Annotated in this window: 16 protein-coding genes (1 of these 16 only partly in view); 10 read left to right on the top strand and 6 right to left on the bottom strand. The window is 66.3% G+C overall.

Going from position 1 to position 21,149, the window contains the following annotated elements; genetic code table 11:
- From CHB73_RS14205 to CHB73_RS14185, 5 genes are all read right to left on the bottom strand, one after another.
- Positions 1 to 181 carry the 5' end (the start) of a 4Fe-4S dicluster domain-containing protein gene (locus CHB73_RS14205; protein ID WP_089275260.1) on the bottom strand. It extends 344 nt beyond the left edge of the window, so the window shows 181 of its 525 coding nt (coding positions 1–181); it begins with the start codon at positions 179 to 181; its stop codon lies off the left edge, out of view.
- Between the two features lie 16 nt (positions 182 to 197).
- Positions 198 to 1,331 (bottom strand): FAD-dependent oxidoreductase, encoded by a 1,134-nt coding sequence (locus tag CHB73_RS14200; RefSeq protein WP_089275259.1) that lies wholly within the window; start codon positions 1,329 to 1,331, stop codon positions 198 to 200.
- 58 nt (positions 1,332 to 1,389) lie between these two features.
- The gene (locus CHB73_RS14195) at positions 1,390 to 2,838 is read right to left on the bottom strand and encodes an NlpC/P60 family N-terminal domain-containing protein (protein WP_179217064.1); all 1,449 of its coding nucleotides are present in this window, start codon (positions 2,836 to 2,838) and stop codon (positions 1,390 to 1,392) included.
- Between the two features lie 6 nt (positions 2,839 to 2,844).
- Complete coding sequence (locus tag CHB73_RS14190) at positions 2,845 to 3,552, bottom strand: lipid-binding SYLF domain-containing protein (protein WP_089275257.1); 708 nt, start codon at positions 3,550 to 3,552, stop codon at positions 2,845 to 2,847.
- A 109-nt stretch (positions 3,553 to 3,661) separates the two neighbouring features.
- A complete protein-coding gene (locus CHB73_RS14185; protein WP_089275256.1) occupies positions 3,662 to 4,405 on the bottom strand; it encodes a TVP38/TMEM64 family protein in 744 nt (247 codons plus the stop codon).
- A 139-nt stretch (positions 4,406 to 4,544) separates the two neighbouring features.
- On the opposite strand from CHB73_RS14185, the gene dnaE reads away from it, so the two are divergent.
- Positions 4,545 to 8,024 (top strand): DNA polymerase III subunit alpha, encoded by a 3,480-nt coding sequence (gene dnaE, locus CHB73_RS14180; RefSeq protein WP_089275255.1) that lies wholly within the window; start codon positions 4,545 to 4,547, stop codon positions 8,022 to 8,024.
- A gap of 243 nt (positions 8,025 to 8,267) precedes the next feature.
- Positions 8,268 to 9,386 carry an FUSC family protein gene (locus CHB73_RS14175; protein ID WP_089275254.1) on the top strand — a complete coding sequence of 373 codons (1,119 nt, stop codon included), beginning with the start codon at positions 8,268 to 8,270 and terminating at the stop codon, positions 9,384 to 9,386.
- Here the strand turns inward: CHB73_RS14175 and uvrA are convergent.
- Positions 9,352 to 12,195, bottom strand: a complete 2,844-nt coding sequence (gene uvrA, locus CHB73_RS14170; protein ID WP_089275275.1) for an excinuclease ABC subunit UvrA — start codon at positions 12,193 to 12,195, stop codon at positions 9,352 to 9,354. The two genes, CHB73_RS14175 and uvrA, sit on opposite strands and share 35 nt — an antisense overlap.
- 151 nt (positions 12,196 to 12,346) lie before the next feature.
- Here uvrA and CHB73_RS14165 point away from each other — a divergent pair, with 151 nt between their 5' ends.
- From CHB73_RS14165 to CHB73_RS14130, 8 genes are all read left to right on the top strand, one after another.
- On the top strand, positions 12,347 to 13,867 hold the full coding sequence (locus CHB73_RS14165) for a hypothetical protein (RefSeq protein WP_089275253.1): 1,521 nt from the start codon (positions 12,347 to 12,349) through the stop codon (positions 13,865 to 13,867).
- 8 nt (positions 13,868 to 13,875) lie between these two features.
- Positions 13,876 to 14,697 carry a tRNA1(Val) (adenine(37)-N6)-methyltransferase gene (locus CHB73_RS14160; RefSeq protein ID WP_089275252.1) on the top strand — a complete coding sequence of 274 codons (822 nt, stop codon included), beginning with the start codon at positions 13,876 to 13,878 and terminating at the stop codon, positions 14,695 to 14,697.
- 91 nt (positions 14,698 to 14,788) lie between these two features.
- Positions 14,789 to 15,385 carry an OmpH family outer membrane protein gene (locus CHB73_RS14155; protein ID WP_089275251.1) on the top strand — a complete coding sequence of 199 codons (597 nt, stop codon included), beginning with the start codon at positions 14,789 to 14,791 and terminating at the stop codon, positions 15,383 to 15,385.
- A 284-nt stretch (positions 15,386 to 15,669) separates the two neighbouring features.
- Positions 15,670 to 16,866 carry a PhoH family protein gene (locus CHB73_RS14150; protein ID WP_089275250.1) on the top strand — a complete coding sequence of 399 codons (1,197 nt, stop codon included), beginning with the start codon at positions 15,670 to 15,672 and terminating at the stop codon, positions 16,864 to 16,866.
- 408 nt (positions 16,867 to 17,274) lie between these two features.
- Positions 17,275 to 18,471, top strand: coding sequence for an RHS repeat domain-containing protein (locus CHB73_RS14145; RefSeq protein ID WP_089275249.1), 1,197 nt, complete (start codon positions 17,275 to 17,277; stop codon positions 18,469 to 18,471).
- A gap of 606 nt (positions 18,472 to 19,077) precedes the next feature.
- Positions 19,078 to 20,340 (top strand): RHS repeat domain-containing protein, encoded by a 1,263-nt coding sequence (locus CHB73_RS14140; RefSeq protein ID WP_179217063.1) that lies wholly within the window; start codon positions 19,078 to 19,080, stop codon positions 20,338 to 20,340.
- Between the two features lie 24 nt (positions 20,341 to 20,364).
- Positions 20,365 to 20,721, top strand: coding sequence for a hypothetical protein (locus tag CHB73_RS14135; protein WP_089275247.1), 357 nt, complete (start codon positions 20,365 to 20,367; stop codon positions 20,719 to 20,721).
- Positions 20,714 to 21,091, top strand: coding sequence for a hypothetical protein (locus CHB73_RS14130; protein ID WP_089275246.1), 378 nt, complete (start codon positions 20,714 to 20,716; stop codon positions 21,089 to 21,091). Before CHB73_RS14135 ends, CHB73_RS14130 begins: the two co-directional genes overlap by 8 nt.
- Positions 21,092 to 21,149: the final 58 nt, after the last annotated feature.

Below are 21,149 nucleotides of genomic sequence, written 5' to 3'. Positions count from 1 at the left end.
AGCTCTTCACGCACGCGGCGGACTCGCAGTGGCGGCAGTACACCGGGGCCATGATGCCCCCCGCCGTACGCGTCATGTTGATGCGCGGCTGCCCGTGCACAAAGCGGCACGCGGCCTCGCAGGACTCGCAGCCGATGCAGCGGGAGTAGTCGATGAACAGGATCTTCTCGTGGTCGCTCATGGTATGGTCCCCCGGCTCAACGCAGGTCTTCCCTGCCGATGGGTTCGTCCTCGCGGTATTCGCGCTCGCGGCTCATGGCCTTCAAGGTCAGCCAGCGCGACAGGGACTGGGCCGCGCGCAGGCCGGAATACACGGCCTTGCCGATCTTGCTCGGCCCGGTGAGCGCGTCGCCCGCCACGAACACCCCGTCCATGCGCGTCATCTGCAGCCAGTGGATCTCGTTCTTGCGCACGCTCTCCAGGCCCAGGCGCTCGGCAAAGGGCGGAGAGGCGGTCTCGCCGATGGCGGCCACCACGATGTCCGCCGGGAGCACCGCCTTGGCGCAGGAATCGGGCACGGCTCCGCGTCTGCCGTCGGCGTCGGGCTCGCCCAGGCGGCACTGGATGCACTCCACCCCGGCCACCTGGCCCTTCCGCTCGCCCTCTCCCTCCAGAATGCGCAAGGGGGTGACCAGCTCCAGCCACTGGCCGCCCGCGGCCTCGAACTGCTCGATCTCGTGGGTGCCGCAGGGGGCCTCGCGCCGGGTGCGCCGGTACACCAGGCTCACCCGCGCCGCGCCCTGGCCAAGGGCCCCGTGGGCCACGTCGATGGCCGAAAAGCCCGCCCCGATGACGATGACGTTCTTGCCCGCCACATCGATGCGGCGCATGGCGTCCTTCTTGTACTGCGCGGCGCGGATGGGAAACAGGAAGGCCAGCCCGGTGTACACCCCGGCCAAATCCTCGCCGGGCACGTTGAGCTTGCGCGGCTTCCACGACCCGGTGCAGAGCATCACCGCATCGTGCCCGCGCACCAGTTCATCCAGGTCCATGCAGCGGGTGGAAAGCTCGTCGCCGGTGTCGTCCACCTGCCTGCGGTCGCAAATTTTGGTGCCGGGATGGAAGCGCACCCCGTAGCGCCCGGCCAGAACCTCCACCCCTTCCGCGATGCGCTCGGCGGGAATGCGCTCGGCCGGGATGCCGAAGACCATGAGCCCGCCCGGCTTGGGCAGCTTGTCGTACACGTCCACCGTATAGCCCAGGCAGGCCAGGAATCCGGCGGCGGCAAGGCCCGACGGACCGGCCCCGATGACGGCCACGCTGCGGCCGTTGCCGCGCGCCGGGCCGGGCCCGGCAAAGGCGAAATTCAAGGGCGTTGTGCTGATGGGCATGGGGTCCTCCCGTTGGTGTGGCGCCGAAGATAGGAACGCTGCGCGCGAACGCAAGGGGCTACTTGCGGGCTGTGTCCGCCTCGGGAACAACCTGGGTGTAGGCGTCGAAGCTGGGGAGCAGCAGCCCGGAACGCACCACGTCTGGAATCTCCGCCCCCGGGGTGAGGCCGGTGACGGCCACGCGCCCCACCACGAAGCGGCCCTCCTCGCCCTTGTGGCTCCTGGTGCGCAGGCCCCACAGGTCGTGCAAAATCACCGCGCGCCCGTTCCTCTGGCCCAGGTAGAGCATGATGTGCCCCGGCTTGTGCACCAGCGTCAAAAGGGGGCGGCCGCGCTCAAGGAGCAGGGCCTCCTTGGCCTCGGGCGAAAGCCCGTCCAGGGGGATGCGCTCGCCCTGGCGCGACTGCTGGCGCGAATTGCGCGGCAGAAAGATGCCGAAGGGCGCGTACAGGTCGAGCAGCAGCGCGGAGCAGTCGCGGTTCTCCAGAAACCCGCCCCAGCCGTAGGGCTGTCCCATAAGCTGCGCGACCAGGCCGGAGTAAGCGCGCGGGGTGAGGGGCAGGGGCAGGGGCCGGGCCTCGTCAGCGGCCAGGCCAACGGCCAGGCTCACGGCCTGGCCCGTGGCCTCCCGCGCCGGGGCCAGCAGGGTCACGCCGCCGGGGCCGAGCTCCAGAAGCGGCAGCAGCATCCCGATGCGCCCGGTGAACAGATGTGGGGCGGGGGTGGCCTCGTCGGCGAAGCGGGCGGAGACCGGCGCGCCCTCGCGGATGACCGCGCCCAGGGGCAAGCCCTCCCACTGGGCCATGAAGGCCTCGTCCACAAAGGCGATGTCGCGCACGGGCACCCAGCCCGCGGCCACGCGGCCCTCCACCAGCACCCAGGCGCCGTCGGCGCTCATGTGCGTGGCCAGAAGCGGCGTGCCCGCAAGCAGGGCAGAATTCTGCCAATAATCGAAGGGGTAGCCCTCGCCGGGCTTGTCCGGCTTGAGGAAGCCGGGGCGATGGGTGGGCAGCACGCGCAGGGAGGTGTTGGCCGTGGCAATGGCCGGACGCATGAGGTTGGGATAGCCCTCGCTCTGGGCAAGGGCCTCCATGCGCGCGCGGAACGTCGGCTCCAGCGGGCGCAAGTTCTCGCCGTAGTGGCGGCCGGGCTTGAGGGCGGCCAGGCCCCAGAGGGCGTCGGCCCTGGCGTGGGCCGGTGCGCTTCTGTGCCAGGGCGCGAAGTGCAGCTCGCGCAGGCGCGCGGCAAAGCGCCGCTGCTCCTTGCTGGACAGCAGGGGCCGGTCCAGGCTGGCGGGGTCGAAATAGGCGGCCACGTCCTGGGGCAAGGTCAAAATGTCGCGCAGCTCCGCAGGCGGCGGGGGCGGCGGCGGCGCGGGCGGAGGCGACACCTTGGCCGCACAGCCGACCAGGCCGAGCAGCACGGCAAGGGCGGCCAGACCGGCCAATCGCGCCAAGGACAGGCGCAACGGCCGCTGCGCGCTCCCCTTCCCACGCCAGAACGCCACGCGCACCTATTTTCCCTTGGCCGAAACCGTGAGGGCGTCCTTCAGCAGCCGGGCGGCGGGCACGTCGGCGCGGCGCTCCAGCACGATTTGCCTGGGACTGAGGGACTGGCCGTAGTAGGTCGTGTTCAGGCCCTCGCGCACATGCACCACCCCGCCCTCAAGGGAGATTCCGGCGAACAGGCCGCCCACGTCGGCGAAGTAGTACACATCCTTGAAGGCATGGGTGCTGGCCACCTCGCCGGTAAGGCCCTCGGTTCCGGCGGCCACGGTGGCGTCGGCCCCCAGGGTCAGGCCGGTGTCGATGGCGGCCTTGAAGGCCTTGTCGTTCATGAACACGAGCACGATGGCCGCCTCCTGCACGCCGATCTGCAGGCCGATGCTGCCGCCGCCAAGGGTGTAGAAGGCCGGAGAGGACCAGGAGCCGTCGGCCTCGCGCCCGAGGAGCACGCCGTTGCCGCCCTGGCCACCATAAATGAAGCCGGCCTTGATGACGCTGGGCAAAATGAGCACGCCGCGCGCGTTTTTCAGGTACACCTCGATGGGGCGGAAGGAGGGCGAAGAGCGCATGGCGCGCACCACCGCGGCGGACTTGTCCACCAGCCCCTGCTCGTAGTGGGCGGGATTCTCTCCCCCGCCGCCGCCGTAGGCGCCGTAGCAGCCGTGCAACAGGCCAAGAAGAAGCAGGGAAAGCAGGGCCGCGGCGAATCTGCGCATGAGCTGGCTCCTTGATTGCGGATGAAGGCCAGGGGCGGCGCGGAAGGCCAGCGCCCCAGAGCCCTGATACACCAGCCGCCGTGGTGAAGGCAACCGGATGCGCGTGCGCCTATCCGGCCAGCCGGGCCAGCCGCTCCTTGATCTCCTCGTCGAAGAGCCAGATGACGAAGGCCAGGGCGAGGCCGATGCCGAACACCAGCTTGACGGTGAACAGGTCGGCGTCGGCCGCCGCGCCGGTAAAGGTGAGCACCGCGAGCCCCGGCAGCCGCCCCAGGATGTTCACGGCCAGAAGCTTCCACAGCGACAGTCTGGTCAGGCCCGCCATGAAGCAGATGGCGTCCTTTGGCGTGCCGGGCAGCAGATAGAGCATGAAGAAGTTGGTCAGGCCGCCCCGGTGGATGGTGGCGTCGAACTTTTCCTGGATGCGCTGGGGCACGAAAGGCCGCATGACCCGCTCGCCGAAGAAGCGCGTCAGCAGCATGGCGAAGAGCGAGCCCACGGCGTTGCCCACCACGTTGAGCGCGAGACCGCGCCAGAAGCCGAACACGAAGCCGCCCAGCATTCCGGTGAACTGGCCGGGGATGGGCGCCACCACCACCTGCAGAAACTGCACGGCCAAAAACACCCAGGCGGCCACCGCCCCGAAGGCGTCGAACCAGGCCTTGAGCGCCTGCCTGCGGGTCTCGAAATCCTCGCGCGCAAGCTCGGCCACGAAGTCGACAAAGGCCTTGGGCAGGTAGGGTCTGGCCAGCCAGGCCACAAGCGCCAGCGCCAACGACACGGCCACCGCGCCCGCCAGAACCGGCAGCACGGAGGACAGACGCGACACCTTGCGCTTCAACCGCTCCACCATCACGCGCCCCGCACCCCGCGCCACGCGCAGCGCAACACATTGAATTTAAATAGGTATTAAAATGCCGGCCCGCGCCGTTTCCAAGGCCTGCCCGCTGGTGTATACACAAACTCGTCAGCACTCGCAAAGGGGAAGCCACATGTCGGATTTCGTGCACCTGCATTGTCACAGCGAATACAGCCTGCTTGACGGCGCCATACGCATCAAGGATCTTTGCTCACGCGCCAAGGACCTGGGGATGCCCGCCGTGGCCCTGACCGACCACGGCAACATGCACGGGGCTTTGGTGTTCCGGCAAAAGGCGCTGGATACCGGCATCAAGCCCATCATCGGCTGCGAGGTGTACGTGGCCCCCGGCCCGCGCGAAGACAAAAGCCAGACCAGCTCGCGCCAGGCCGCCTACCACCTGGTGCTGCTGGCGCAGAACCGCACCGGCTACCAGAACCTCATCAAGCTGGTGAGCGAGGGCTACCTGACAGGCTTCCATTACAAGCCCCGCGTGGACAAGGCGCTTTTGCGCGACTATTCTGAGGGGCTCATCGCCCTTTCCGCCTGCCTGGCGGGCGAGGTCAACCGCACGCTGCTCACCAAGGGGCTGGACTCCGGCATCGCCGTGGCGCGCGAGTACGCCGACATCTTTCCCGGACGCTTCTACCTGGAACTGCAGGAAAACGGCATCGCCGACCAGACCCGCGCCAACGAGATGATGCTTGAGGTCATGCGCGAGACCGGGCTGCCCCCGGTGGCCACCAACGACTGCCACTACCTCACCCGGGACGACGCCGAGGCCCACGACGTGCTGCTCTGCATCGGCACCCAGCGCACGGTTCTGGACAAGGACCGTATGCGCATGAACACTGACCAGCTCTACTTCAAGACCATGGAGGAGATGGAGGCCGCCTTCGCCTACTGCCCGGAGGCCATCAGCAACACGGTCAAAATAGCCGAGATGTGCGATGTTGAGCTGGAGCTTGGACAGCACCACTTCCCGGTCTACGAACTGTCCGAGGGCCAGAGCATCGACTCCGAGTTCGAGCGCATGGCGCGCGAAGGCCTCAAAAAGCGCCTGGCGGCCCTGACCTACGAGGTGGACCAGGACGCCTACTGGCAACGCCTGGAGTACGAGCTCGGCGTCATCAAGGAGATGGGCTTCCCGGCGTACTTCCTCATCGTGCAGGACTTCATCAACTGGGCCAAGGACCAGAAGATCCCGGTGGGGCCGGGGCGCGGCTCCGCAGCGGGGTCGCTGGTGGCCTGGGCGCTCAAGATCACCAACCTCGACCCCCTGCCCTACGATCTGCTGTTCGAGCGCTTCCTGAACATCGAACGCGTCAGTATGCCGGACATCGACGTGGACTTCTGCGAACGCCGCCGCCTGGAGGTGGTGGCCTACGTCGCGGGCAAATACGGCCGCGACCATGTGGCCCAGATCACCACCTTCGGCACCATGAAGGCCAAGGCCGCCATCCGCGACGTGGGCCGGGCCCTGGGCATGACCTTCGCCGACACCGACCGCATCGCCAAGCTGGTGCCCGAAGAGATGAAGATGACCATCTCCAAGGCCCTGGAAAAGGAGCCCGAACTCCAGGCCATGGCCGTGGGCAATCCCCAGGTGGAGAAGCTCATCGACGTGTCCAAGCGTCTGGAGGGGCTCTCGCGCCACGCCAGCACCCACGCGGCGGGCATCGTCATCTCCGACAAGCCCATGCTCGACTACCTTCCTTTATATAAGGGGAAGGAGGGTGAAATCGTCACCCAGTACGACATGAAGCTGGTGGAAAAGGTCGGCCTCATCAAGTTCGACTTCCTGGGTCTGCGCACCATGACCGTGGTGGAGGACGCGCTCGACATCATCGAGCGCACGGGCAAGCCCCGGCCCGACCTGGAGACCCTGGCCCTCGACGACCCCGCCACCTACGAAATTTTCTGCACCGGCGACACCGACGGCATCTTCCAGGTGGAATCCAGCGGAATGCGCAAGTATCTGCGGATGCTCAAGCCCACCTGCTTCGAGGACATCATCGCCATGCTCGCCCTGTACCGGCCAGGGCCGCTGGGCTCCGGCATGGTGGACGAATTCATCAAGCGCAAGCACGGGCAAATCGAAGTCACCTACCCGCATCCGTCCCTGGAGGAGACGCTGAAGCCCACCTACGGCGTCATCGTGTACCAGGAACAGGTCATGAGCTGCGCACGGGTCATCGCCAACTACACCCTCGGCGGCGCGGACCTGCTGCGCCGCGCCATGGGCAAAAAGAAGCCCGAGGAGATGGCCAAGCAGCGCCAGAAGTTCATGGAGGGCGCCCGCGAGAACAAGATCGCCGAGGCCACGGCCGCGGAAATCTTCGACCTCATGGAAAAATTCGCGGAATACGGCTTCAACAAGTCGCACTCCGCCGCCTACGCCCTCATCAGCTACTACACCGCCTGGCTCAAGGCCCACCATCCGGTGGAGTTCATGGCCGCGCTCATCAGCTCGGAACTCGCCAACACGGACAAGGTCTTCACCTACATCAACGCCTGCCGCGAAATGCAGATCGCCGTGGTGCCGCCCAACGTCAACATGAGCGAGAGCCGCTTCTCCGTGCAGGAAGGCAAGGTGGTCTTCGGCCTGGCGGGCATCAAGGGCGTTGGCGAGGACGCCGTGGGCGAGATCGTGGACGAACGCCTGCAAAACGGCCCCTTCCGCGACATCTATGACCTCTGCGAGCGCGTGAACCTGCGCAAGATCAACAAGCGCACCCTGGAGGCCCTCATCAAGGCCGGCGCGCTGGACTGCCTGGGCAAGACCCGCGCCGGGCACATGGCCGCGCTGGACCGCGCCGTGTCCATGGGCCAGAAGAAGGCCAAGGAAAAGGCCCAAGGCATGATCTCCATGCTGGACATGCTGGGCGGCGGCGGTTCGGCCACAGCCGAAGCCACAGCCCCCCTCGTGACCGACGAGGACGTGCCCGAGTGGGGCGACGAGGAAAAGATGCGCCTGGAAAAGGAGGCGCTCGGCTTCTTCCTCTCCAGCCATCCGCTGCTGCGCTTCCGCCACGAGCTGCAACGCCTGAACCTCACCAGCCTGGCCGAAATCAAGGAGCTTCCCGGCGGCATGATGGTGCGCGTGGCCGCGCTGGTCACGTCCTTGCGCGAATACATCAACAAAAAGGGCGACAAGATGGCCTTCCTGCAACTGGAAGACCTCACCGGCACGGGCGAGTGCACGCTGTTCGCCAACGTCTACGCCGAGGCCAAGGAGCTGCTCGGCCAGGACCAGCCGCTGGTGTTCGAGGGCAAGGTGGACGTGCGCACCAAGCCCGGCGAGGAGGAAGGCCCGCGCGAGTCCAAGATGCTGGCCGACAACGTGAAGCTGCTCGCCCAGGTGGCGGCGCAAAGCTTCGAGCCTGCGCGCATCCCCGCCCGCGAGGAGCACTGCGGCCCGGATCGCCTGGACGCCCTCAAGCAGCTGCTGTGCCGCCACCCCGGGAGCGTGCCCGTCATGCTGGACCTGCACCTGCCCGAGGCCGTGTGCACCCTGAAGCTCGGCGAGCGCTACCACATCTGCGCCTGCCCGGAATTCTGGGCCGATGTGGAAAAATGGCGCGGCGCGGCGCAAGGGGCAGCGGGACGCTAGCCCCCCTCCACGCGGGTCCAGGGGCGCTTAAGCCCCTGGCCTGCGGAGCACGAAACGGGCGCGGGGCTGTGCCTTTTGATGCCTCCGGCGGCCAAGGGGCCTCCCCGGCCCCTTGGAACCCCGGAAAGGGGGGAACATGCGGGACGCCGTCCCCCTGTCCCCGATTCACGCGGGCCCAGGGGCGCGAAGCCCCTGGCCTGCGGAGCATGAAGCGGGCACGGCGCACAACGCGCAAAGGACAGCATGAACCTGCCTGAACACCTTGCCTTGCGCCTCAACGCATCCCAACTGCGCCACGCCCTGCGCACGGCCATCGCGGCCACCATCACCTTTGCGCTGACGCTGCTGCTCAACCTGGAGCAGGGCTACTGGGCGGTATTCTCGTCCATCCTGGTGATGCAGGCGCACGTGGGCGGCTCCATCGCGGCCAGTTGGGCGCGGCTTCTGGGCACGGCCAGCGGCGCGCTTTTGGGCGCGCTTTCGGCCACCGCGGCCGACGCCTGGCTGGGTGCGGGCGTGTCGGGCCTGGGCGCGGCCATGTTCGTCACGGTGTTCTTCTGCGCGCTTTTGGCCTCGCAGAACGAAAACCTGCGTCTTGCGGGCCTCACGGCCGCGGTGGTCATCTGCCTGCACGGGGTCATGGGCGGCAGCGCCCTGGAGATAGGGCTGTGGCGTTTTCTGGAGGTCGGGCTGGGCATCGTGGTGGCGTTGGCCGTGTCGCTAGCCTGGCCCTCCCATGCGCGGGTGGTGCTGCGCTATGGGCTGGGCAAAGGGCTGACGGAACTCTCGGCGCTGCTGGCGACGCTTCTGGAGACCCGGCTGGGCGGCGGCTACGACGCCGGGCGCGTGTTCCACCGCAAGGACGCTGTGCTGCGGCTTCTGCTGCGCAACCGGCAGCTGCTGTCTGCGGCGCTGCGCGAACCGGGCACGGCGGCGCAGGGCGGGGAACTTTCAACGCTGCTGGAGCTGGAGGACCGGATGGCGGAGCATTTGCTGGCCATGGCCCACGCCGTGGAGAACGCGCCGCCCGAAGGGTTCCACCGGCACCTGTCCGATGAGCTGCGGGAGTTGGGCGAGGCGCTGGAAGAGGCCATGACCGGGCTGGGCCGCGCCGTCGCCACCAAGGCGCCCCCCCCGGCGGCAGCGGCCCCGCGGCTAGGGGCGGCCCTTGCCGCAGCGGGCGACAAGCTGCTCGACCTGCGCCGCCAGCGCACCATTGCGGTGTACGACCTGGACGAGGTGATGCACTTCTACTCGTTCTACCACGCCCTGCGCGAGGCCGCGCGACTGGTGCTGGCCGAGCTGTGGCGCCGGGGCGGGGTGGAGGCTACCGCGCCTCGGCCCCCAGAAAGCGCCCGGTGACGGACTCCGGGTTGGCCATGATTTCCTCGGGCGTTCCGCGGGCCACGATGGTCCCGCCGTTCTCGCCGCCGCCGGGGCCAAGGTCGAACACGTAGTCGCTGGCGAGCACCACGTCGGCGTTGTGCTCGATGACGATGACACTGGCCCCCTTGTCCACCAGTCGGTGCAGCACGCGGATAAGCTTGCCCACCTCGTGCATGTGCAGGCCGGTGGTGGGCTCGTCCAGAATGTACAGGGTTCCCGGCAGGCTGCGCTTGCCCAGCTCGCGGCTGATCTTGATGCGCTGGGCCTCGCCGCCGGACAGGGTGGTGGCGGGCTGGCCCAGGCGCAGATAGGGCAGGCCCACCTGCTCCAGCACCTCCAGCCTGCGGGAGAGGGCGGTGTGCGCGCCGAAGAACTCGCGGGCCTCGGCCACGGTCATGTCCAGCACCTCGGCGATGTTCTTGCCCTTGTGCCGCACCTCCAGGGTCTGCGAGTTGTAGCGCATCCCCTTGCACACCTCGCAGGTGACGAACACGTCTGGCAAAAAGTGCATCTCCACGCGCACCTGTCCGTCGCCCTGGCAGGCTTCGCAGCGGCCGCCCTTGACGTTGAAGCTGAACCGGCCGGGCGCATAGCCGCGCATTTTGGCGTCCTTGGTCCCGGCGAAGATTGTGCGGATCTCGTCAAAGGCCTTGGTGTAGGTGGCGGGGTTGGAGCGCGGGGTGCGGCCGATGGGCGTCTGGTCGATGGCGATGATCTTCTCGATGGCCTCGGCGCCGATGAAGGCGTCGACGGGGCCGGGCTGCTCCACCTTGACGCCCTGGGCCAGGGCCAGATGCTTGTAGAGGGTATCGACCACAAGGGAGCTTTTGCCCGAGCCGGACACGCCGGTGAAGCACACCAGCACGCCCAGGGGGATGTCCAGGTCGAGCCCCTTCAGATTGTTGGCGCGCGCGCCGCGTATGCCCAGGTGCGTGCGGCCGCCCACAGGGCTCGGCTGGCGGCGCTCCTCCGGCCGCCAGGAGCGCAGGTCGCCTCGCAGGTACTGGGCCGTAAGGGACTGGCTCTGGTTCATGAGGGCGTCCACCGGGCCCTGGAACACGATCTCGCCGCCCAGCTCGCCCGAGCCGGGCCCAAGCTCGATGACATGGTCCGCGCTCATGATGGTGGGCTCGTCGTGCTCCACCACCAGGACGGTGTTGCCGCGCTGCTGCAGGCTGCGCAGGGTGCGCAAAAGACGCTCGTTGTCGCGCGGGTGCAGGCCAATGGAGGGTTCGTCCAGCACGTAGGTGACGCCCACCAAGCCCGACCCCAGCTGGCTGGCCAGGCGGATGCGCTGGGCCTCGCCGCCGGAGAGGGTGCCCATGTTGCGGCCAAGAGAGATATAGTCGAGGCCCACGTTCTTCATGAAGCCCAGGCGGTGGGTCAGCTCCTTCAGCAGCGGCCCGGCGATGGCCTCGCTGGCCCCGGTGAAGTCGCGCTCCTTGAGCCACTGCAAGGCGCGGGCAATGGACAGGGAGCAGAATTCGCTGATGTTCAGGCTGTGCTCCGGGTCCGTTGCCGGGGCGCGCACGGCCAGGGCCTCGGGCTTCAGGCGCGCGCCCCCGCAGGCCGGGCAGGGCCGGGTCTGGCGGTAGCGGGCGAGCTCGTCGCGCCAGAAGGGCCCCATGCTGTAGCCCTGGTCCAGCAGGGGCTCCACGCCGGGCCAGCCGCACTGCTCGTCGCCGTCCACCAACGCCTGCCGCGCCGCCGGGCTGAAGGCCGAGAGCGGGGTGTCCAGGGTGAAGCCGTGGCGCTTGCCCAGCCGCCGCAAGTCCTCCTCGTGCCGGGCGAAAAGCCTGGGGTTGCGCCAGGGAAGCAGCCCGCCGCCCTTGAGGGAAAGCCCCTTGTTCGGGGCCAGCAGATCGAACTCGAAGCGCTCCACGCAGCCCAGGCCCGAGCACTCCGGGCAGGCCCCCTGCGGGCTGTTGAAGGAGAACAGCTGCGGAGTGAGCGGCGGCATGGAGACCCCGCAGGCCGCGCAGGTGCTCTCGGTGCTGAAGAGCCGCTCCGCGCCGGGGTCTGCCGCGCCGTGCTCCAGCACAATAAGCCGCCCCTTGCCCTGCTTGAGGGCCAGCTCCACCGAGTCGCCCAGGCGGGGGCGGATGTCGGCCTTGACCACCAGCCGGTCCACCACCAGCTCGATGCTGTGCTTTTTGAGCTTGTCCAGCTCAGGGGCCTCGTCCAGGGTATGCACCACGCCGTTCACGCGCACGCGCGCGAAGCCCTCCTTGCGCAGGCGGGCGAAGAGGTCCTTGTGCGTGCCCTTCTGGTGCTCCACCAGCGGTGCCAGGAGCAGAATCCGCGCGCCCTCGGGCATGGCCATGATGCTCGCGAGGATCTCGTCGCCGCTTTGCGCGGCGATTGGTTTGCCGCACTTGGGACAAAAGAAGGCCCCCAGGCGGGCGTAAAACACGCGCAAAAAGTCGTAAACCTCGGTCACCGTGCCCACGGTGGAGCGCGGGTTGCGCGAGGTGGACTGCTGCTCCAGCGAGATGGCCGGGGAGAGGCCCTCCACCTTGTCCACAAGCGGCTTGTCCATCTGCGGCAGAAACTGGCGGGCGTAGGCCGAAAGCGACTCCACGTACCTGCGCTGGCCCTCGGCGTACACGATGTCGAAGGCCAGGGTGCTCTTGCCGGAGCCCGACGGCCCGCAGACCACCACGAGTTTTTCGCGTGGGATGTCCAGGCTCAGGTTCTTGAGGTTGTGGTGCCTGGCCCCTTCGATGCGGATAACCCCGCGCGGGGCGGCCGGAACGTTTTGTGCGGCAGCGTCTGTGTTGGACATTTCCGGCATGTAATCATCGCCCCGGCCTTGGCAAGGGGGCGCGCGCCCCTTGACGGATTCCGAAAAAGGCGCGTATTGTGCAATCGGACCGGACTCCCCTTCACGTATCGGCATTTTCGATGCGCGGCGCGGGCCCGGCCACGGGAACCCCATGTACGGACTCACCGACAATATCGTCGCCGGACCTCCGGGCAGCACCACGGCAGGACCCGCCGGGCATTTCGAGGCCGGTCCTCCGGGCAGCTTCACGCCCGGCCCGGCCGGACACGTGCCCATCAGCGAGGGCGGCTGGGTGCCCATCAGCGAGGGCGGACACGTGCCCATCGACTGCACCCCCGCGGTGATTCCCTATTCGCCCTTGAGCGGCGGCGTGCTCTTCGTGGAGGGTTCAACGCAGTCGGCCATTCCGAGCACCGGCGGCGGCGGCGGACATGTGAGCACCGGCGGCGGCGGCACGGTGTCCGGTGGCGGCGCTGGCCTTGTGTCCGGCGCAGGCGGCGGCGCGGTTTCAGCAGGAAGCTCCGTGTCTGGCGGGGGCGGCGCGTCCGTCGTCTCCAGCGGAGGCGGCGGAGCGGTGTCCGGCGGAGGAGGAGGCTTCAGCGGCGGCGGCGGCGGCGCAATCTCCGGTGGAGGAGGCGCCACGGTTTCCGGCGGCGGCGGCGCAATCTCCGGAGGAGGAGGCGCCACGGTGTCCGGCGGCGGCGGCATCTCCAGCGGCGGCGGGGGCTCCGGCGGCGCGTCCGTCATTTCCGGCGGCGGCGCAAGCAGCGGCGGCGGCGGCATCTCCAGCGGAGGAGGCGGAGGCGGCGTCTCCAGCGGCGGCGGAAGCGCGGCCTCCGGCGTCAGCTATGTTCTGGGCGGCGCCACTCCTGTGGCCCAGGCCACCGGCGGCGGCATGACCTACTCCTCGACCTCCGGCCCCGGAATGCCGCCCGTGGAACTGCGCGTGGGCCAAGCCATGGCCCAGGCCTCGGCCTCGGCCCCGGCCACCCCCGCCACGGAGGGTTTCACCGTCAGCCCCGGCGGCCGCACGTTCCCAACGCCCACAGGCTATGTGCACCCGCCCCAGGCCATGCATTTCCACGGCAACCCGCACACACACGTGGCCCACCACCCCACGCGCGTGCTGCACAGCGAATTTCACGGCGAGGCGTACCAGCTCTATGAGCCCGCCTACGTGTGGCAGGAGCGGCCGAGATCCACGCCGCCGCCACCGTTTTTGGCCAGCGACTACCTCAAGCCCTCCACCTACGACCCGCCGCGCGTCATCTTCCCGGAGGAGCGGCCAAACGTCACGGTCAACGTGGACGGCAGCGTGGGGGCCAAGGGCGGGGTGCATGTCACCGAAAACATCAACCAGCCCCTTAACCAGGATTTCTCCCAGTCGCGCAACGTGGAGTTCGCCAGCACCACGGTGAACGAGACGAACCGCGCCTACGACAATTCCACGACCGTGAACCGGACCGTGCAGCAGCCGGAGTACAACCAGCAGAACACCACCCTCGACTTTTCGCAACACAACAGCCCGGATCTTTCCACCACCCGCCAGGAAAACACCCAGGTGAACGTGGAAGACGCCGCCCGCGTGCTGAACATGTTCTTCACCGGCGCGCTTCCGGCCGCATCCGTGGATGTGGGCTTGGGCAACCCTGTCGTCGGTCGGGTGGCCTGACCCCCCCCATGGACACGGAGCACGCGGCCCGGCGCGCCCTGTTCCCGCGCGGGCTCGTCCAGCCAGAGGGCGGCTTCCGCTTCGGGGCCGACACCCTGCTCCTCTCCGCGTTTGCCCACCGCCAGCTCAAACCCCGCGCGGCCCTCTGCGGGCTGGACCTGGGCTGCGGCTGCGGCGCGGCCTCCTTCGGCCTGCTTGTGCTGCCCGGCCGCGAGGGGCTGGACATCGCCGGCATTGATGTGAACCCCGCCATGACCGACGCGGCCCGGCAGAACGCCCTGGCCTTGGGCCTTGCGGACCGCTTTCGCGCCTGGACGGGAGACGCGGATGACTGCTCCACACGCGATTTCCCGATACAAGGCCCCGCGCATTTCGCGCTCTGCAATCCGCCCTTCCGCATCCCGGAAACCGGCCGCGCCTGCCCAAACCAGGCGAAGCAGTTGGCGCGTTTTGAAGGGCCAGGCGGCTTCGCCGTGTTCGCGCGCTGCGCGGCCAGACGCCTGCGGCGCGGGGGCAGCTTCTTTCTTGTGCACCTGGCGGAGCGCCTGCCGGAGCTGTTCCAGCACCTCACCCAGGCAGGGCTGCACCCGCGCCGCCTGCTTCCGGTCCAGGGGCGCAGCGGCGGGCCAATCCGCATCGCCCTGGTGCAGGCCGTTTCCGGGCAGGGCAGGACGCTTGTCCTGGAACCGCCGCTTGTCCTGTATGACGAGGCGCATCGCCTGACCCCGGAGGCTGAACGGTTCTGCCCGCACCTGGGCGCCAACCCCGACAGAAGGCGAACGGCCCCCAACGCGGGCGGCAGGCCCCGCGCCCCTTGCCAACCTGATTGAAGCGCGATATTGTCCACACCCTGTTGCATATGCCCCTCAAGGCCGACACGGGTAGTTCCCGCACCCAACACTCTAAAGAGGTATCACACCCATGAAGAAGCTTTGCGCACTCCTGCTGCTGGCCCTCGTGTCCGCCGCGCTCGTCGGCTGCAACAGCAGCAACAAGATCGCCGTTGTCGACGGGGCCAAGGTGTTCCGCGAATCCAAGCCCGGCCAGGAGGCCATGAACTACCTGCGCGACAAGAGCTCCGAGCTTCAGGCCGAAGCCAAGGCCGCCCAGGACAAGGTCCAGGCCAAGCAGACCCAGGAAAACGCCGCCGCCTTCCAGGAGGCCGTGACCAAATACCAGACCACCATGGGCGCGGAACAGCAGCGCGTGGTGGGCCTGCTGCAGGACCAGTTCAACAAGATTCTTGAAAAATACCGCAAGGACAACAAGGTCGACGTGATCCTGGCCAAGGACGTGGTCCTGTCCTACGACGAAGCCTCGGACATCACCAACAAGATCATCGAGGAAATCAACAAGGTCAGCATCGACCTGAAGGCCCCCGCCGAGGCCCCCAAGGCCGACGCCAAGCCTGCGGACGCCGCTCCTGCGGACGCCAAGCCCGCCGACGCCGCCAAGGCCGACGCTCCCGCCGCTCCCGCTGCTCCGGCTGCTCCGGCTGCTCCGGCCAAGAAGCCCTAGTCCAAAGTACGCTGCACCACACCTACCGCCCGGAACCCCTGTTCCGGGCGGTTTTTTTTATCCCCCCCTCTCCTCCCAGGCCTCCAACGTCACCGCATCGTCACCTCCGCGCCGCGCGATTGCGCTGGATTTTCTCACCACATATGTTTAGAGAATCTTTAAGTCTCACAATCACAATACGCTTTTCCGGAGGTGATCGGACCGCTGCACACAACACAGCACGACGACAGAGGACCCTGCCGACAGCCACAGAGCTGCCGTAACCACCAGCCCAAGGGATCCTGATGGCATCGAAAAACTTCGTGCTCGACACCAACGTGCTCATTGAAAACCCCAAATGCGTCCAGGCCCTGCGCAACGGCCAGGACAACACCATCCACATCCCGTACACCGTGCTCACCGAACTGGACCGCCTGAAGCGCGACCCGCGCCTGGGCCATGTGGTGGCCCAGGCCGTCAGCACCATCCTTAACGATGCGGACGTGCGCATCTTTCCGCCTGATGGCAGCGCATTGCCGCTGGCAATCGACGAATCCCCGGACGACCGCATCCTGCGCGAGATCGCCAATCATCCCGTGGCCGAGCCCATCCTCGTCACCAACGACCGCATCCTGCAACTGAAGGCGCGCGTATCCGGCATCCCCTGCGAGGGCTACCGCGACTCCGTGCCCTTTCAAAGCGAATCGCAAATCTACACCGGCTTTGTTGACGACGGCGAAGAGTGCATACCCAACTGCTTCCGCTGGGAAAACGGCGTGCCGGTGTTTTACGGCGCGGACGGGCCCAAGCCCATCGGCTACTCCCACGAAATATGGGGCATAAAGCCGCGCTCAGTATACCAAAACCTCGCCCTGGAGCTCATGCTCGATCCGCGCATCGACATCACCACCCTCCAGTCCGAAGCGGGCTACGGCAAGACCTACCTCGCCCTTGCCACGGCCCTGTACCTGACGCTGGAACGCAAGGACAATCCGTTCAAGCGCATCTACCTCGTCAAGCCCGTGGTGGAAATCGGCGCCAAAATGGGCTTTCTCCCCGGCGATGTGGAAGAAAAAATGGGCCCCTACGTGCGCTACATCACCGACCTGCTCCTGAAACTCCACGAGATTCGTCCAGCCAACCGCATCTTCCAGGACTCCCAAGCCGATGTGCTGAAACTCAACCCCAAACGTTTCGTCATCCAGCCCATCGCCTTCATCCGGGGCATGAACCTGGAAAACTGCGTCGTCATCGTGGACGAGATGCAGAACCTCTCGCGCACCGAAACCCGCGCCCTGCTCACCCGTATGGGCGAAGGCGTCAAGTGCATCTGCCTGGGCGATACACGGCAAGTAGACAACCCCTACCTCAACGAAAGCAACAACGGCCTCAACTGGACCGTCAAAAAACTCAAGGGTTTCCGCAACTACGCCCACATGGTCCTCAAGGGCGACAAATCGCGCGGCCCCATCACCGACATCGTGCTGAAGGCGAAACTCTAGTAGTGGCGAACAAGGGGCGCCGCCCCTTGGACCCGGTCAAGGGGATGCAGGCCCTTTGGAATTCCTTTGTAGAGGGTTCTGGCGGGAGAGGATACGGTCTGGGGAGCGGCAGCGAGTCTCGGAACGACTCCAAAGAGGCTCCCGTCCTGGGACCATGCTCACGGCGCAAATCCTGCGGGCTTTGGCCCGCTGGATTTGCGCCGCGTGCGCAGGGGCTCCGGGGGGCGCGGAGCCACCCGGCGGGTCCAAGGGGCGGGACCCCTTGATCTTTCCGAACCCTGTCAACCTGCTTATTTTGTCCTTTTCCCGGCCCAAAATATGCCTTTTTTGTCCGGCCTAAAAACCACTGGTATCCTTGCGGAATTTGCGATGGGCAGCCCGCCCGTTGCGCAACCGTAAGGAGCCCCCATGCCTCAGCCCTCCCTGCTTTCCATCAAGCGCGACGCGCAGGGCCGCATCGCAGAGCGCACTCTGAACTTCGGCAGTGAGGCCGAAATTCGGCGCTACGCCTATGATTCCGCCGGACGCCTCGCCCGCGTCACCAATGGCTCGGGCGGTCTGCTGGAGTCCTACCAGTACGACCACCAGGGCCGACGCCTCGCCGACATCAACCCGCAGCGCTTCCGTGGCGAGCGACGCTACAGCTATCTTTCCGGCAATCGGCTGGGACAGGCTGGCAGCGTTCAGTACGGCCACGATCGCACGGGCTTCCGGTGCCTGAAGTTCGAGGGCGACGAGGAGACGCGCTACCAGTACGAGCCCTCGGGCCTGCTGCTGGCGGTGGAGTTACCGGACGCGCGGCGTATCGACTACGCTTACGACGCCAAGGGCCAGCGCACGGAAAAGCGCATTGACGGCAGGCTCGTCGAGGCCTATCGCTGGCTCGATCCGCTGCGGCTCTCGGAATTCCACGACGGCCGCGAGTGGTGGCGGCTGGCCTATGATTCCGAGCGCCCTGGCCGTGGCAGCCGCACACCACTTGGCGTAACGAACAGCGAGGACTCGTACTTTCTGCTCTGCGACCAGGTTGGCACGCCCCTGGCCCTTGCCGATATGGACGGAAACGTTGTACAGGCGATGCGGTACGACGCATTTGGAAACCTGTTGCAGGTTCGGGGCGATGTGGTGCGCCTGCCGCTGGGCTTCGCGGGCGGGCTCTTTGACGCCGACACCGGCCTGACGCGTTTTGTCTGGCGCGACTACGACGCGGACACCGGGCGCTTCACCGCCCTCGACCCCATGGGGGCAAAGGGCGGCGACAGCGATTGGTACGGCTATTGTGTCGACGACCCGGTCAACAGGGTGGACGCGTGGGGGCTGTTTTGGGGAGAGGAGACACCGGGAGGGAGAATCGTATGGCAAGGTCTGAAGACAGCCGGAGAATGGGGAGTCGAAGGGGGAATTGCCGGGCTGCCCATAGAGGGGGTCGGTGCCATCCCTGGGGCTGCTGCGGGAGTATTCCTGGGATTCCCATACGGTTTGCTGAAAGGCACAGTAACTGAGATCGCCACGGGGGGCGACGGCAAGAAGTCTGAAGCCGAAAAACAGAGTGAATCCACACAGGGACAACGCGAAAGCATTGGTTGGCCCGGCTCTCGGCATTGAAACGCCGAAAACCGACCGTGCACAGTGGGAACAACATGAAACAATGTACCACATGTGGCCGAAGTCTGCCACGTTTTGACTTGAAAGCGCGTGGAATTGCATTCATGGCCGTTACAAGCATGACCTTCATCGCTACGCTCATATTTTCAAGCAAGACAGCGTGGTTGGTCGAAGGGATCCTCTCGACACTTCCATTTCTCATCGTCGGTTGGGGCATGTACGTGAAGGGCAAGGCCGCGAAGTGCCCATATTGCGGGAATACCCCAGCGGACGGTCCCAAATCCGCAACCGTATCAACAGCCGATGACGGGAAGAAATCGACACAGCACTGACGCCGACATCCCCCACAAAATAAACGGGGCGCGGAGCTTATTTGCTCCTCGCCCCGTCGTCGTTTTTGGCCTCGCCCGGCTGGGTGTGGCGTTTCTCCCCTTGACCGGGGGCCAGGGGCGGCGCCCCTTGATCTTTTCCAACCCCTGTCAACCCGCTATTATTGTCCTTTTACCGCCCAAAACGGGGTATTTTTGTCCGGCCCCGAAACCCCATGCTCTGCTTGCGCAATTTGTGCCGGGCATCCTGCCTGGCGCGCAAACGCTAGGAGCAGCCATGTCCTCCCCTTCTATTTCAGTGCGGTGCGATGAGCGCGGCCGCATCGCAGAACGCACTCTGAACTTCGGCGGCGAGTCCGAAATTCGGCGCTACGCCTATGATTCCGCCGGACGCCTCGCCCGCGTCACCGATGGTTCGGGCGGTCTGCTGGAGTCCTACCAGTACGACCACCAGGGCCGCAGGCTCGCCGACATCAACCCGCAGCGCTTTCGTGGCGAGCGGCGCTACAGCTATCTTTCCGGCAATCGGCTGGGCCAGGCGGGCAGCGTTCAGTACAGCCACGACAAAGCGGGCTTCCGCAACCTGAAGGTCGAGGCCACCTCCTCGAATCCGCGCGAGACGCGCTACCAGTATGAACCCTCGGGCCTGCTGCTGGCGGTGGAGTTACCGGAAGGGCGGCGCATCGAGTACACCCACGACGCCAAGGGCCAGCGCACGGAGAAGCGCATGGATGGCAGGCTCGTCGAGGTCTATCGCTGGCTTGATGCGCTGCGGTTGGAGGAATTCTTCGACGGGACGCGCTGGTGGCGGCTGGCGTATGATTCTGAACGCCCTGGCCGTGGCAGCCGCACGCCCGTTGGCGTGACCAACGGCGACGACTCGTACTTGCTGTGCTGCGACCAAGTCGGCACACCGCTGACCCTTGTCACAGTGGATGGCCATATTGTACAGAAGATGCAATACGACAGCTTCGGCAACCAGTTGCAGGTCCGGGGTGAAGTGGTGCGCCTGCCCTTCGGCTTCGCAGGCGGGCTCTTTGACGCCGACACCGGCCTGACGCGCTTCGTCTGGCGGGACTACGACGCCGACACTGGGCGCTTCACCGCCCTTGACCCCATGGGCGCAAAGGGCGGAGATGATGACTGGTACGGCTATTGCGTCGATGATCCGGTCAATCGGGTGGATGCGTGGGGGCTGTGGTCTCTCTTCGGCTTCGGGGCCGAGGAGCAAAAATCAGACGAAGAAAACACGGAACAGAGCAGAACCGACCGCGACGACAACCCCTACTGCAAGGTGTATCCGTGCGATGACAACGGGACCATGCAGGGGGACTACAAGCCAATTGACATTCACCCAGGCGCCAAACCGTTCTTGCTGGATTTTTCAGCTCCTGTCCCGAAATCCGTCACTGACTTTTTGGGCATGACCAGCAAGGACGACACCAAGGAAAAACGAGTGCCCCTTCTCCCCGACCCGTTGGTGTATCCGTTTGAAAAGATATATGAGCGAAACAAGGAGGCTCAAGGTGACGGCAAATGAACGCACAACAAGGGCCGGTCTTCGATGAAAGGCGTCTGGTATGTCGTCGAGACGTTTTGCACGTTCGCCATCTACAGGGCTGCCGTCGGCATCCTTGCCGCCGGTGATGCCACCGTGCTCCTTGCGGGCCAGCTGCTTTCCCTGTTGCTGACGCTCGTCCTCACGGCTTTGTCGCTTCTGGGGCGGCCATTCGCCCAACGCCTGCTCGCGGCGCTCATCGTGGGGAACGCGGTGTATCTTGGCTACCGCTACACCATGGTCGACGCAATCTCGACACCACTCCTGGCGATCGTCATACTGTTCGCCATCTATCTCTGCGTGGGCGCCGTCAAACTCTGGCGCATGGCGAACGTTCAATCGCAAGGAGGCAGCCATGCGTGAGGCGTGGTTCGTTGTCGAGGCATACTGCGCAACACACGTTCTTCTCGGCATGCTGATGCTCCGGGCGCTTCTGGAGCATCCACAGTCGGCCGCCAGGTTCCTATGCTCACTTATGGTCACGTTGTTCCTGGCTTTCCTGACCTTCAAGGGCGTGCGCATTGCCAGCCGGGCACTGGCGACCGTGGTCGCGATCATCCCGGCATCACTGGCTTGGTTGTCGTTCACCGGTCCCGGCGGTTTCGGCGTATACAATTTGTACGGGCTTGTGGTTGCGGCATATTTCGTCATCGGCGCCATCAAGCTCTGGCGCATCAAAGAGCTGCCTACGCGCTTCACTGATCCGCCGCCGGAGGAACAGGCGCAGCGCTGAGGCCGGTGGGCATCCATCAACGCAAAACGGGGCGAGGAGCGCGATCATGCTCCTTGCC

The sequence above is a fragment of the Humidesulfovibrio mexicanus genome, assembly GCF_900188225.1.
Classification (GTDB): Bacteria; Desulfobacterota; Desulfovibrionia; order Desulfovibrionales; family Desulfovibrionaceae; genus Humidesulfovibrio; species Humidesulfovibrio mexicanus.
The sequence above is the reverse complement of the archived record's forward strand: the minus strand, read 5'-3'. Positions and strand labels throughout refer to the sequence as shown.

What these genes read in the sequence shown, in the direction of transcription:
- CHB73_RS14200 (WP_089275259.1), bottom strand. Translation starts at nt 1,331, where the DNA reads ATGCCCATCAGCACAACGCCCTTGAATTTCGCCTTTGCCGGGCCCGGC.
- CHB73_RS14190 (WP_089275257.1), bottom strand. Translation starts at nt 3,552, where the DNA reads ATGCGCAGATTCGCCGCGGCCCTGCTTTCCCTGCTTCTTCTTGGCCTG.
- CHB73_RS14185 (WP_089275256.1), bottom strand. Translation starts at nt 4,405, where the DNA reads ATGGTGGAGCGGTTGAAGCGCAAGGTGTCGCGTCTGTCCTCCGTGCTG.
- dnaE (WP_089275255.1), top strand. Translation starts at nt 4,545, where the DNA reads ATGTCGGATTTCGTGCACCTGCATTGTCACAGCGAATACAGCCTGCTT.
- CHB73_RS14175 (WP_089275254.1), top strand. Translation starts at nt 8,268, where the DNA reads ATGAACCTGCCTGAACACCTTGCCTTGCGCCTCAACGCATCCCAACTG.
- uvrA (WP_089275275.1), bottom strand. Translation starts at nt 12,195, where the DNA reads ATGTCCAACACAGACGCTGCCGCACAAAACGTTCCGGCCGCCCCGCGC.
- CHB73_RS14165 (WP_089275253.1), top strand. Translation starts at nt 12,347, where the DNA reads ATGTACGGACTCACCGACAATATCGTCGCCGGACCTCCGGGCAGCACC.
- CHB73_RS14160 (WP_089275252.1), top strand. Translation starts at nt 13,876, where the DNA reads ATGGACACGGAGCACGCGGCCCGGCGCGCCCTGTTCCCGCGCGGGCTC.
- CHB73_RS14155 (WP_089275251.1), top strand. Translation starts at nt 14,789, where the DNA reads ATGAAGAAGCTTTGCGCACTCCTGCTGCTGGCCCTCGTGTCCGCCGCG.
- CHB73_RS14150 (WP_089275250.1), top strand. Translation starts at nt 15,670, where the DNA reads ATGGCATCGAAAAACTTCGTGCTCGACACCAACGTGCTCATTGAAAAC.
- CHB73_RS14145 (WP_089275249.1), top strand. Translation starts at nt 17,275, where the DNA reads ATGCCTCAGCCCTCCCTGCTTTCCATCAAGCGCGACGCGCAGGGCCGC.
- CHB73_RS14140 (WP_179217063.1), top strand. Translation starts at nt 19,078, where the DNA reads ATGTCCTCCCCTTCTATTTCAGTGCGGTGCGATGAGCGCGGCCGCATC.
- CHB73_RS14135 (WP_089275247.1), top strand. Translation starts at nt 20,365, where the DNA reads ATGAAAGGCGTCTGGTATGTCGTCGAGACGTTTTGCACGTTCGCCATC.
- CHB73_RS14130 (WP_089275246.1), top strand. Translation starts at nt 20,714, where the DNA reads ATGCGTGAGGCGTGGTTCGTTGTCGAGGCATACTGCGCAACACACGTT.